This is a genomic window from Rhizobium sp. R339, assembly GCF_002211395.1.
GTDB lineage: Bacteria > Pseudomonadota > Alphaproteobacteria > Rhizobiales > Rhizobiaceae > Rhizobium.
The window spans coordinates 589,357-602,113 of the sequence record NZ_LOKV01000012.1; the positions used below are offsets into that span (position 1 = coordinate 589,357).

11 protein-coding genes are annotated in these 12,757 nt (G+C 64.3%); 8 read left to right on the top strand and 3 right to left on the bottom strand.

Going from position 1 to position 12,757, the window contains the following annotated elements:
* Positions 1-104: 104 nt before the first annotated feature.
* The gene (locus ATY76_RS16830; RefSeq protein ID WP_190233680.1) at positions 105-1,028 is read right to left on the bottom strand and encodes a GNAT family N-acetyltransferase; all 924 of its coding nucleotides are present in this window, start codon (positions 1,026-1,028) and stop codon (positions 105-107) included.
* A 287-nt stretch (positions 1,029-1,315) separates the two neighbouring features.
* On the opposite strand from ATY76_RS16830, the gene argE reads away from it, so the two are divergent.
* The 6 genes from argE to ATY76_RS16860 all read left to right on the top strand — a co-directional run bounded on the left by argE (position 1,316) and on the right by ATY76_RS16860 (position 7,934).
* A complete protein-coding gene (argE, locus tag ATY76_RS16835) occupies positions 1,316-2,440 on the top strand; it encodes an acetylornithine deacetylase (protein WP_088675859.1) in 1,125 nt (374 codons plus the stop codon).
* A gap of 28 nt (positions 2,441-2,468) precedes the next feature.
* Positions 2,469-3,392 carry a glyoxylate/hydroxypyruvate reductase A gene (locus tag ATY76_RS16840; RefSeq protein ID WP_088676085.1) on the top strand — a complete coding sequence of 308 codons (924 nt, stop codon included), beginning with the start codon at positions 2,469-2,471 and terminating at the stop codon, positions 3,390-3,392.
* 27 nt (positions 3,393-3,419) lie between these two features.
* Positions 3,420-3,776: a cupin domain-containing protein gene (locus ATY76_RS16845; protein ID WP_088675860.1), complete on the top strand. Its 357-nt coding sequence runs from the start codon at positions 3,420-3,422 to the stop codon at positions 3,774-3,776.
* A 161-nt stretch (positions 3,777-3,937) separates the two neighbouring features.
* Positions 3,938-5,401, top strand: a complete 1,464-nt coding sequence (locus tag ATY76_RS16850; protein WP_088676086.1) for an aldehyde dehydrogenase family protein — start codon at positions 3,938-3,940, stop codon at positions 5,399-5,401.
* A 12-nt stretch (positions 5,402-5,413) separates the two neighbouring features.
* Positions 5,414-6,454 (top strand): tartrate dehydrogenase, encoded by a 1,041-nt coding sequence (locus ATY76_RS16855; RefSeq protein WP_088675861.1) that lies wholly within the window; start codon positions 5,414-5,416, stop codon positions 6,452-6,454.
* Positions 6,455-6,476: 22 nt separating this feature from the next.
* Complete coding sequence (locus ATY76_RS16860) at positions 6,477-7,934, top strand: NAD-dependent succinate-semialdehyde dehydrogenase (protein ID WP_088675862.1); 1,458 nt, start codon at positions 6,477-6,479, stop codon at positions 7,932-7,934.
* Positions 7,935-8,030: 96 nt separating this feature from the next.
* Here ATY76_RS16860 and ATY76_RS16865 read toward each other — a convergent pair whose 3' ends face one another.
* Positions 8,031-9,305, bottom strand: a complete 1,275-nt coding sequence (locus tag ATY76_RS16865; RefSeq protein ID WP_088675863.1) for an FAD-binding oxidoreductase — start codon at positions 9,303-9,305, stop codon at positions 8,031-8,033.
* Positions 9,306-9,317: 12 nt separating this feature from the next.
* Positions 9,318-9,986: a haloacid dehalogenase type II gene (locus tag ATY76_RS16870; protein ID WP_088675864.1), complete on the bottom strand. Its 669-nt coding sequence runs from the start codon at positions 9,984-9,986 to the stop codon at positions 9,318-9,320.
* A gap of 317 nt (positions 9,987-10,303) precedes the next feature.
* Here ATY76_RS16870 and ATY76_RS16875 point away from each other — a divergent pair, with 317 nt between their 5' ends.
* Both ATY76_RS16875 and ATY76_RS16880 read left to right on the top strand, forming a co-directional pair.
* Complete coding sequence (locus ATY76_RS16875; RefSeq protein WP_088675865.1) at positions 10,304-11,140, top strand: GNAT family N-acetyltransferase; 837 nt, start codon at positions 10,304-10,306, stop codon at positions 11,138-11,140.
* Between the two features lie 14 nt (positions 11,141-11,154).
* Positions 11,155-12,531 (top strand): aspartate aminotransferase family protein, encoded by a 1,377-nt coding sequence (locus tag ATY76_RS16880; protein ID WP_088675866.1) that lies wholly within the window; start codon positions 11,155-11,157, stop codon positions 12,529-12,531.
* Positions 12,532-12,757: the final 226 nt, after the last annotated feature.

Here is a 12,757-nt window from a genome sequence, read left to right on the forward strand (position 1 = left end):
ATCGGATTCTTCGCGAACTGTACGGTCGACGGAAAATCACCAGACAAGTAGTTAACACAGCAAAGACCAAAGGCCACCCCTTGGTGTGGGATGGCTTTTCCAGTTCAGCCGAGCGCGTGACCGGCCAGTGCGTATATTTTCGCCGTGCCGGCGGGGCGGCGTTCGCGGACTTCCGGCCAGGGGCGGCCGCGCGACATGGTGGTGACGGTGTCGAAAACGGCAAGGCCGCAATGGGAGAGGAAGTCGGAAAAGGCTCCGCTTTTCTCGCGCGTGTCGAGCCGGAGGAACTTGCCCGCATGCGCCGTGACGTGCGGGCGAATGACGGCGACGGCATCCGCATCGCTGGCTGCCGCCGCCGGGCCGATGACGTGCCCGCGGCCGAACCGCCGGCAGAAAGAGAAGGCCTCGATCTTTCTGTCGCGGAACAATCCAAGGCCGCTGGAGGAAGGGAGAATCTGCTTGAGCAGTGCGGTGCGGTCGGCACCGAAGGCCTGTGCATCAAGCGCGGCGATGGCAGCGAGGTCGGCCATGCCGAGCGGCCGGATTTCGGCGCCGGGCGGTGTCTCCGCCTCAGGGGGCAAGGATGCCTCGCCCTGACATTGGGAGACGACGGCTTCCATGGTGAAGTCGAGGGAGCGATAAAGCCGTCGTGACGCCCGCGTGGCGTTGAGGCCCCAATTGCCTTCGGGAGCCTGGTTCAGAACGTGATCCATCAGCCATTGGCCGGCGCCCCGGGCCTGCAGGCGCGGCGAGGTGATGACGAGCCCGATCGTGGCGAATTCCTTGCCATAGGGAAACCACATGGCGGAGCCCAAAACGCGGCCCGCTTCGTCAAGCGCCACCACGCCTTTGCCGAGTTCGCGGACGAATTGCCAGTCGTCAGCGCGATGCGGCCAGCCGACGCCGATCGAGAGCGTATGCAACTGTTCGAGATCGACCGTATTGATGTCGGCGATGCGCATCTCGAAGCTGTCGACCAGTCTCGATGTCCCAGCACTCACGCGCGTCCTCCAGAAATTGATCCCCATGATGACGCCGGCCAAACGCAGAATCCGACGTCTCCTCCCAGCCAGACTATAGGAAACCCGCCAGCAGAAATCGCTGGTCAATTCGGTGCCGGCACAACAATCAACCAAATCAGCGAAGCTTTCGGCATCTAAAGCCTCGCGTCCTGGAAAAGAGTCCAGTCGGCGGTCTCGCCGTTCACGCAAGAGGTTGGAATGTCTCCTCAAGTCAGCGCCCACAGCTCTTCCACCCCGCCGGATGCTGCCGGCCGCCTTGACGTCGCGGACGCGCACATGTCGCGGGAACGCCCATGCAGCTAGTCGAGATCCTCCAAAAGCTCATCGGCTTCCCCTCCGTCGTCGGCACATCAAATGGCGCCATCGTCGGCTGGATCGCGGCCTATCTCCGCTCCTTCGGGATCGATGTCCATATTCTTCCCGGCCCCGAAGGCGACCGCGCCAATCTCTTCGCGACCATCGGCCCCGCCGACCAGTCGGGCTACATCCTCTCCGGCCATATGGATGTCGTCCCCGCCAGGGAAGCCGGCTGGAGCGCCGATCCCTTCGTGCTGAGAGCCGAAGGAGAGCGGCTCTATGGCCGCGGCACGTCCGACATGAAAGGCTTTCTGGCCGCCGCCCTCGCCGCCGTGCCGGCGTTGACGGCAAGCCCCCTCGTCCGCCCGGTTCACCTCGCTTTTTCCTATGATGAAGAAGCCGGCTGCCGCGGCGTGCCCCATCTCCTTGCAAGGCTGCCCGATCTCTGTGCGCCGCCGCTCGGCGCGGTGATCGGCGAACCGAGCGGCATGCAGGCGATCCTCGCCCACAAGGGCAAGGCCGCGGCGCGCATCACCATCAAGGGCCGCTCCGGCCATTCCTCCCGGCCCGATCTCGGTCTCAACGCCGTGCATGCCATGGCGGGCGTGCTCAATGCAGCGATTTCAACGGCAAAGGATCTGACGCAAGGGCCGTTCGACGGCGCATTCGAGCCTTCCTATTCCTCCCTGCAGGCCGGAACGATCAGCGGCGGTCAGGCCGTCAACATCATTCCTGAAGTCTGCACGCTGGAAGTGGAGGCGCGCGCAATCTCCGGCATCGATCCCGTCTCCCTGCTTGCTCTCGTGCGCGACGCGGCGGAGGCGGAGAAGGCACGCGGTTTTGCCGTCGAATGGGAAATACTGAGCGCCTATCCGGCTCTTTCGCTCGCGCCGACCGCACCGCTTGCCGGTCTCCTCGGGGAACTAACCGGCAAAGCGCCGCTCGCAGCCGTCAGCTACGGCACCGAAGCCGGTCTCTACCAGCGCGCGGGCGTGGATGCGATCATCTGCGGTCCTGGTGATATTGCCCGCGCCCACAAGCCCGATGAGTTCATTCTGACGAGCGAACTCGCTGCCTGCCAGGCGATGGTTGAGGCGCTCGCCGCCCGCTGCCGCGCCTGACCTCGGCAAGACTGAAAGGATGAAGATAATGACCTTTCTCTTCAATTCCGATGCCCGCCGCGGCGCAATATTCCAGGAGATCTTCGCGCGCGAACTGCCGGATCTGGATTTTTCGATGGACCCCGCGACCGTCGATCCCGAGGCGGTGCGCTACCTGATCACCTGGACGGTCCCGTCTGACCTCTCTCGTTACCGCAATCTTGAAGTGCTGTTTTCCATCGGCGCCGGGGTCGACCAGTTCCAGATCGCCGAGGTGCCGGATCACGTGAAGGTGGTGCGCATGGTCGAAGACGGCATCGTGCGGATGATGCAGGAATATGTGACGCTTGCCGCGCTGGCGCTCCACCGCAACCTGCCCGCCTATATCGGCCAGCAGCGCGACCGGCTCTGGCAGGCTCTGCCGCAGCTTCAGGCCTCGGAGCGCCGCATCGGCGTGCTCGGCCTCGGCGTGCTCGGCCGGGCCGTGCTCGAGCGGCTGAAGCCTTTCGGCTTTGCGCTGTCGGGCTGGAGCCGATCCCGGCATGATATCGAGGGGGTGAGCTGCCACGCCGGAGATGCCGGCCTCAAGGCCATGCTTGCCGAGAGCGATATCCTGGTCTGCCTCCTGCCGCTGACTGATGAAACCCGCGGGTTTCTCAATGCCGATCTTTTCAGCCGCCTGCCGCGGGGCGCGGCGATCATTCATACCGGCCGCGGGCCGCAGCTCGATCATGAAGCGCTGATTGCGGCTTTGGACAGCGGCCATCTCTCCAGCGCTGTGATCGACGTCACCGATCCCGAACCGCTGCCGGCGGACCACGCCTTCTGGGGTCACCCGCGCATCCTGCTCACGCCCCATGTCGCGAGCGTCACCCAGCCCCAGACCGCCGCCCGCGCCGTTGCCGAAAACATCAAGCGGGTGCGCGCCGGATCCGATCCGGTCGGCCTCATCGACCGCCGTCGCGGCTACTGACACGTTCAACCTCGAAAGGAAAACTTCATGCCGCTTCTCAAGACCATCGATCCCAACCCTTCCTTCGCGCCGCGCGAAAACGTGCCGCTTCCCGAGCGGCTGATCTCCGGCGACCCTCAGTTCAAGACCTGGGCGCAGGATATTGCCCGCGGCGAGATGATCCACACCGGTGTCTGGGAGGCCACGCCCGGCGTCACGCGCTCGATCAAAGGCGAGACCTTCGAATTCTGCCACATCCTCTCCGGCGTCGTCGAACTGACGCCCGAAGGCGGGGATCCCGTCGTCTACAAGGCGGGCGACAGCTTCGTCATGAAGCCCGGTTTCGTCGGGGTCTGGAAGACCATCGAGACGGTCCGCAAGATCTACGTCACCGTCATGGCGTGAGAGGGCCTCCGCGTTCCGATGCCACCATGCTCATCGGGACGCAAAACAATAAGCTGCCGGGCGGCGGCAGAACGGGTTTTTCCGCTGCCCTCCCCGCCCTCATCGGATCAAGCTACTTCGCCCGTTCGGCTAGCCTCGTTTCAGTGATCCGAGGTATTGCCATGACCCTGAGTTTCGATCCCGACAGAATTTCCCTTCCTATCGGCCATCTCATCGGAGATCGCCTCATCCCGGCCGAGGGCGTTATTCCCATGCGCCGCCCGTCCGACGGCAAGGCCTATGCCGATTGCCCCGTTGCCGGCGAGGATCTGGTCGACCATGCCGTTCAATCGGCGAAAGCCGCGCTGAAAAATAGCAACTGGGGCGGTATTCGCCCGCGCGAGCGCCTGAAGGCGCTGCACCGATGGGCCGATCTGATCGAGCAGGAAGCGCCCGAGCTGGCAAGGCTGGAAGCGCTGTCGTCGACCCGACCCGTCGGCCATCTGGTGGAAGGCGACATCGCGGTATCAGCCGAACAGATCCGCTTCTTCGCCGAGTTTGCCGACAAGGAAGGCAGCGATCTGGTGCCGACCGACGACGGCAATCTCGGCATGATCATGACCGAGCCCTATGGCGTGGTCGGCGCGATCACGCCGTGGAATTTTCCGGTATCGATGGCGGCCTGGAAGCTCGGCCCGGCGCTCGCCGCCGGCAATGCCGTGGTTCTGAAGCCGTCCGAGATCACGCCTTTCTCGACCATTCGGCTTGCCGAACTCGCGCTTCGCGCCGGCCTGCCCGCCGGCCTGATCAATGTCGTGCTGGGCGATGGTCCTGTTACCGGCACGGCGATCACCGGACATCCCGATATCAGCAAGGTCAGCTTCACCGGCTCGACGCGCGCGGGATCGGCGATCATGGAAAACATCGCCCGCACCGGCGTCAAGCCGATGACGCTGGAGCTTGGCGGCAAGAGCCCGCAGCTTGTTTTCGCCGATGCGGATCTCGACAAGGCGGCGGCCGCGATCGCCGCCGGCATCATGAGCAATGCCGGCCAGGCCTGCGTCGCCGGCTCCCGCCTCATCGTCGAGGAAGCCGCGGCCGCTCCGCTCGTCGAGGCGATCGTCGCCCGGATGAAGATCGCGGCCGCCGCCCCGACCTGGGATGGCGCGGCGCAATATTCCCCGATCATTTCCGAAAGGCAGCAGGATCGCATCCATTCGATCGTCTCGGCAGCGGTCGAGGCTGGCGGCGAATGCCTGGCCGGCGGCATGCCGATGGAAGCGCCCGGCTATTTCTACAGGCCGACCCTGATCGCCGGGATCGATCGGAATTCGCCCGCCATTACCGAGGAGATTTTCGGTCCCGTGCTGACGCTCCAGACCTTCCGCGACGAGGAAGAGGCGCTCGCACTGGCCGACCATCCGACCTACGGCCTTGCCGCCGGGCTCTTCACCCGGGACCTTTCGCGGGCAATCCGGCTGACCCGCCGCCTGCAGGCGGGGACGATCTGGGTCAACCGATACAACCGCTCGCGCGACCATATCCTCCCGACCGGCGGCTACAAGCAGTCGGGCATCGGCAAGGATCTCGGCCGCGAGGCCTATCACGCCAACCGCAAGAGCAAGAGCGTCTTGATCAGCCTTTGAAGAGGATACCCCATGACAACCTATCGGATCGCTCTCATTCCCGGCGACGGCATCGGGCGCGATGTCACAGCCGCCGCCTGGTCGGTACTTCAGAAGGCGGCCGACAAGGCCGGCTTCACGCTCGATAGCCAGGAATTCCCTTGGTCCTGCGCCTACTACAGAGAGACAGGCACGATGATGCCGGCCGATGGCATCGAGACGCTGCGCGGCTTCGACGCCATTCTGCTCGGCGCTGTGGGATGGCCGGCGGAGGTGCCGGACTCGGTGTCGCTGCACGGTCTCTTGCTGCCGATCCGCAAGAGCTTCGTGCAATATGCCAATATCCGCCCGCATCGGCTGCTGCCCGGTGTGCAGGGTCCGCTGAGATCGGCAGGCTTCGATATCCTCTGCATCCGCGAAAACACCGAGGGCGAATATTCCGGCGCCGGCGGCCGCGTCCATCAGGGCACGGCAGACGAGGTCGCCGTCGAGACGTCGATCTTCACCCGGACGGGCGTCGAACGCATCCTGCGCTTCGCATTCGAACAGGCGCGCGCCCGCCGCGGCAAGCTCGCCTCGGTGACGAAGTCGAACGCGCAGAAATTTTCGATGGTCTTCTGGGACGAGATCACCCGCAAGCTGGCCGATGAATATGCCGATGTCGAGGTCACGAGCTATCACATCGATGCCATGGCGGCGCGCATGGTGATGGCGCCGGAAAGTCTCGACGTGGTCGTCGCCTCCAATCTCTTCGGCGATATCCTCACCGATCTCGGCGCCGCCATCCAGGGCGGGCTCGGCTTTGCCGCCTCGGCCAACATCAATCCGGATCGCAGCGCGCCGTCGATGTTCGAACCGGTGCACGGATCGGCTCCTGATATCGCCCATCTCGGCATCGCCAATCCGATCGCCGCCATCTGGTCCAGCGCCATGATGCTCGACCATCTCGGCGAGAAAGCCGCCGCCGGCGCCATCATCAAGGCGATCGAATGGACCACCGCCTGCGGCATCGGCACGGTCCCGGGCAAGGACAGGACCGAGGCGATCACCGCCTCCATTCTCGCTCAGTTGTAACGTCTTCATCGGGGATAGACAGATGCAGAACTTGAAGGAAGCCGGCCTCTTCCGGCAACAGGCGCTCGTTGGCGGAAAATGGATTGCCGCTACATCCGGCAACAGCGTCGAGGTCACCGATCCGGCCACGCAGACGGTTATCGGCACGGTGCCCGATATGGGAGCCGCCGAAACGCGCGCCGCGATCGAAGCCGCCGAGGCTGCCTATGGTCCATGGAAGAAAAAGACCCATGCCGAGCGCGCCGCGCTGCTGGAGGCCTGGCACGCGCTGATGATCGAGCATATCGAGGATCTGGCGCTGATCCTGACGACCGAACAGGGCAAGCCGCTCCACGAGGCGCGCGGCGAGATCCGCTACGGCGCCTCCTTCGCCAAATGGTTTGCCGAGGAAGCCCGCCGCATCGGCGGCCACACGATCCCCTCGCCCACGGCGGACCGCCGCATCCTGGTGCTGAAGGAGCCGGTCGGCGTCTGCGGTATCATCACGCCCTGGAACTTTCCGAATGCGATGATCACCCGGAAAGTGGCGCCCGCACTTGCTGCCGGATGCACCGTCGTCATCAAGCCCTCGGAATTCACGCCGTTTTCGGCGCTCGCCATCGGCTGGCTTGCTGAAAAGGCCGGCATTCCGGCCGGCGTGATCAACATCGTCACCGGCATGCCGACCGGGATCGGCAACGAGATCATGGCCAATGAGGCGGTCCGCAAGATCTCCTTCACCGGCTCGACCCGCGTCGGCTCGCTGTTGATGCAGGGTGCCGCCGACAGCGTCAAGCGGCTTTCCCTGGAACTCGGCGGCAACGCGCCGTTCATCGTCTTCGACGATGCCGACATCGATGCCGCCGTCGAGGGCGCGATCGTCTCGAAACTCCGCAATGGCGGCCAGACCTGCGTCTGCGCCAACCGCATTCTCGTCCAGGCCGGCGTCTATGACACCTTTGCCGAAAAGCTCGCGGCCCGTGTCGACAGGATGAAGGTCGGCCCGGGAACGGAAACGGGCGTTGCGATCGGGCCGATGATCAACGAGGCGGCGATCGCCAAGATCAACCGCCATGTCGACGATGCGCTCGCCAAAGGCGCGACGATCGTCACCAGAAGACCGGAGCTGCCGGCCGGCCGGCAATATACAGCCCCGATGGTGCTGACCGGCGCGACCACCGAGATGCAGCTTGCCAGCGAAGAGACCTTCGGTCCGGTCGCGCCGCTCTTCCGCTTCGAGACCGAGGAAGAGGCGCTCGCCATCGCCAACGGCACGCCCTACGGCCTCGCCGCCTATTTCTATACGGAAAGCCTCAAGCGCGCCTGGCGGGTCGGCGAAGCGCTCGAATTCGGCATGGTCGGCCTCAACACCGGCGCCATCTCGACCGAGGTCGCCCCCTTCGGCGGCGTCAAGCAGTCGGGCCTCGGCCGCGAAGGCGCGCAGGCCGGTATCGAGGAATATCTCGAAATGAAATCCTTCCATATCGGCGGCCTCGCCTGACCGGTTCATGCCGATAAAACAAACAGAGGGGTTGCGAACACAACCCCTCTATCTGCTGGCCCTCTATCGACTTGGGAGGAAAAGGATGCAGCCGGCTTACTGAACCTTGTCGAGTATCTTGTAATAGAGCCCCACCAGCGGCAGGAACCAGGGCTTGCCGAAATGGCCTGTAACCGCCGGCCATTCCAGACCCTTCAACGGGTTGTGGTCCGGGCGGCCGAGGATTGCGTCGGCAATCGTCATGCCGAGATGGGTGGAGAGCTGCGCCCCATGGCCGGAATAGCCCATCGCATACCAGGCGCCGTCCTGATATCCGGCGCGGGGGTAGCGGTCCTTGGTCATGTCGACCAGCCCGCCCCAGCAATAATCGATCTCGACATGGGCAAGCTGCGGAAAGATCCGGCTGAGGCTCTCGCGCAGGATCGCGCCGCTTTTGGCGTCGGAGCGTTGATCCGAGGTGGCGGAGAAGCGCGCCCTCCCCCCGAAGATCAGCCGGTTGTCGGGCGCAAGCCGCCAGTAATTGCCGATGTTCATCGAGTTCACGCAGGTGCGGTTGCCGGGCATGGTCGCCGCGATCTCCGCTTGCGTTAGCGGCCGGGTGGCGATGATGAAGCTGCCGACCGGGATGATGCGGCGGCGGAAATAGCCGAAGTTGGGCGTCGTATAGGCGCCCGTTGCGATCAGCACCTGATCCGCCGTCACGGCGCCCTTGCCGGTCTTCAGCACATGTCGGCCATTCGCCTGGCGATGGTCGGTGACAGCAGCATTTTCAACGATGATCGCACCATGGCGTCCGGCGGCTTCCGCCAGTCCCACGACATAGCGCCCCATATGCATCATGGCGCTTTTCTTCGACAGCATCGCGCCATGAAAGGCCGCGCCGACCTCGTTTTTCAGGTCGCTTGCCGACAGCAGAGCCGTCTCGGGATCCACCTCGGCGTGAACAGCCTCGAAATTGCGCGCGATCGCATCGAAATGCTGCGGCTTGGAGGCGAGCTTGAGTTTCCCGGCGCGGCGGAAATTGCAGTCGATCCCCTCCTCGGCGACGATCGCCTCGATGGTGTCGATCGAGGCGTCGAGCGTCTGGTAGAGCGCGATGGCGCGCTCCTTGCCGAGTTCGGCCTTGGCGCCGATGAAGCTGTGGGCAAGGCCGTTGTTGAGATGGCCGCCATTGCGCCCGGAGGCTCCCCAGCCGACCCTCTCAGCCTCCAGCACGATGACGCGCGCACCCGCCTTGGCGAGCTGGCGGGCTGCCGCAAGCCCGGTAAAGCCGGCGCCGACGACCGCGACGTCATAATGACCTTCGACAGGCCCCTGCGCCGCATTGGCGAAATCAGGAGCGGTGTCGTGCCAGTAGGATTGAAGCTTCATCGCCTCGTATCCTCAGAGCCCGACGACGCCGGGCAGACCCGAAATATCGGGAATCTCGACATAGCCGTAATAGGGATTGGCAGGCTCGTGGCGGCGATTGACCCAGACCTTGTTCTTGATCCCGAGATCATGGGCCGACATCAGGTCGTAGCGGAAGGACGAAGAGCAATGGAGAATGTCTTCGGGACCGCAGCCCAGCATGTCGAACATATATTCGAAGGCCTGGAAGCGGGGCTTGTAGGCATTGGCCTGCTCTGCGGTATAGACCGCATGGAACGGCGCCCCGAGCTTTTCGACGTTCGACATGATCTGCGCGTTCATGGCGTTGGAGAGGATCACCAGCGGAATTTCCTTGGCAACCTTCGAAAGACCGGCCGGGACGTCGGCATGCGGCCCCCAGGTCGGCACGCGCTCATAGACCATGCGCGCGGCTTCCTCGCGGAATATTATGCCGTTACGCTTGCAGGTCCGTTCGAGGGAATTGTGCACCACCTCTTTATAAGGCTTCCAGTCGCCCAGGATCTCGTCGAGACGATAGGCCGCAAAGTTCTTGATGAACTCTGCCATGCGCGCTTCGTCGAGCTGTTCGCCATAGAGATCGCGGGCCGCTTCCGCCATTTGAAAGTTCGTCAGCGTGCCGTAGCAATCGAAGGTGATGTATTTCGGACGGAAGTGAGCCATGACGGTATCCTGAGCGTTTCCAGTTGTTTCGTCTGCCTTCATCATAGGCCGCGGTGCAGACGTCCGCTCGACTGAAATCCGGACCGGCAAAGCAGAATGTTTCGTATCCTGAGCCGGCTTTGGCAGAAGGTTGCGCATGGCCGCTGCCACGGCCGCTCATTTCGCCGGGAGGATTTGCGAAGCGTGTGCGCCTGCCAGCATAAGATGCGGCGGAGTGTGCGACCAACGCTATAAGATACTGCCGGGATCGCGGCCTTCAGACAATCTGCCGGTCGATACTGCACCACACTTGCCGGCAAGAGATGAAGGACATTCCAATGCAGACACGTCAGATCGACCTCGCGGCCTTCGGCCCCGAACACCTGGAAGCGGCGGTCTCCCTCTCCCGGCAGGCGGGCTGGCCGCACCGGCTGGAAGACTGGCAGATGGCGCTTGCCCTCAGCGAAGGCGTGGTTGCGATCGAAGCGGGCCGCGTCGTCGGAACGGTGCTGACGACCATGTACGAGGCCGACTGCGCCACTATCAACATGGTGATCGTCGACGAGGCGATGCGTGGACGCGGCCTCGGCCGCAAGCTGATGGATGCCGCATTGGAGACCGCCGGCAGCCGGCCTCTCCGGCTGGTCGCAACGAAAGACGGTCTGCCGCTTTATGAAAAGCTCGGCTTCCTGCAGACGGGCACGGTCCTGCAGCATCAAGGCGTTGCGGGAGAGATCGCTGCTTTGCCGGGAACGGAAGCCGCGACCGGCGCCGACATCGATGCAATCACCGAACTCGACCGTCGCGCCTTCGGCGCCGATCGCAGGCGGTTGATCGCCTATCTCGCCAAAATCGGCGAGGTCGCGGTGCTGCGCCGGGACGGCCGCATTTGCGGCTTCGCCGTGCTGCGCGTTTTCGGCCGCGGCGAGGTCATCGGTCCCGTCGTCGCCGGTGGCCTCGATGATGCCAAGGCCCTCGTCGCGCATTTCATCGCCCGCCGCCCCGGACGCTTTTTGCGTGTCGACACGACTGCCGATACCGGGCTTGCCCCCTGGCTTGCCGCCCACGGCCTCGCCCATGTCGGCGGCGGGATCGCCATGGCAAAGCCGCCAATTCCGCGCGCCGCCGATCCGGCCGCCGCCACTTTCGCACTCGTCAATCAGGCCCTCGGCTGAGGCAGGAGACGTTCATGTACAGCAATTCCCTCATCGAGCTCGACCGCGCTCACCTCGTTCATCCGGTTGCCTCCTATCGCGGCCATGAAGCGCAGGGCGTGCGGGTTCTCGCCTCCGCCAAGGGGGCGACGGTCACCGATGCCTACGGCCGCCAGCTGATCGACGGTTTCGCCGGCCTCTGGTGCGTCAATGCCGGCTATGGCCACGAGTCGATCGTCGAGGCGGCGACGCGCCAGATGCGCGAACTGCCTTATGCGACGGCCTATTTCGGCCTGGGTTCTGAACCGGCCATCCGTCTTGCCGCCGAACTTGCCGAGCGGGCGCCGGGAGATCTCAGCCACATCTATTTCACGCTTGGCGGCTCCGACGCGGTCGACAGCACGGTCCGCTTCATCCGCTACTATTGGAACGCGCGCGGAAAGCCGCAGCGCGACCAGTTCATCTCGATCGAGCAGGGCTATCACGGTTCCTCGACGGTCGGTGCGGGGCTGACGGCGCTTCCCGCTTTCCATGCCGGCTTCGGCATTCCGTTCGACTGGCAGCATAAGATTCCGTCGCCCTACCCTTACCGCAACCCGGCCGGCGACGATCCGCAGGCGATCATCGCGGCATCGCTCGCCGCGCTACGGGCCAAGGTCGAGGCGATCGGCGCGGATCGCGTCGCCGCATTCTATGCCGAGCCGATCCAGGGCTCCGGCGGCGTCATCGTTCCGCCGAGCGGCTGGCTCAAGGCCATGCGCGAGCTCTGCCGCGAGCTCGATATTCTGTTTGTCGCCGACGAAGTGATCACCGGCTTCGGCCGCACCGGGCCGCTTTTTGCCTGCTCGCATGAGGAGGTCGTTCCAGATTTCATGACGACTGCCAAGGGGCTGACATCGGGCTATGTGCCGATGGGCGCCGTCTTCATGGCCGATCACGTCTATCACGTGATCGCCGAGAGCGCGGGCGCTTCGGCGATCGGTCACGGCTATACCTATTCCGCCCATCCGGTCAGTGCCGCCGTGGCGCTGGAGGTGCTGAAGCTCTATGAGAACGGCCTGCTGGAGAACGGTGTCAAAGCCGGCGCCCGGCTTATGGCGGGGCTCGAAGCGTTGAGGGACCATCCTCTGGTCGGCGATGTGCGCGGACGCGGCATGCTGGCGGCAATCGAACTCGTGACCGACAAGACGGCCCGCACGCCGCTTCCCGCCGAAGCGCAGCCCGCGCGGCGCATTTTCGACCGCGCCTGGGAAAACGGCCTGGTGATCCGCGCCTTCGCCAACGGCGTTCTCGGCTATGCCCCGCCGCTCTGCTGCACCGATGCTGATATCGACGCGATCCTGGAACGGACCGCCAAGACGCTCGACCAGACATTGGAAGACCCCGACGTCAGGCGGGCGCTGAGGGATTGAACCTCGGCCGAAGAAATACCGCGGGATGCCGATATTCAGAATTTTGTGCCGCGTCACGGCGCCTATTCGGCGCAATCCATGCGGAGAAGGTGCCAAACTCCAGATGAGCAGAAGCCAAGCGCCCCTTTAAAATAGGGGGCTCATCATAAGAACCCCGGCAAAACCGGGCCTGGGAACGAGATAGATTTTTGCGAAGCGGCCGCGGTTGAAGCGGCCTGCGCCCGAC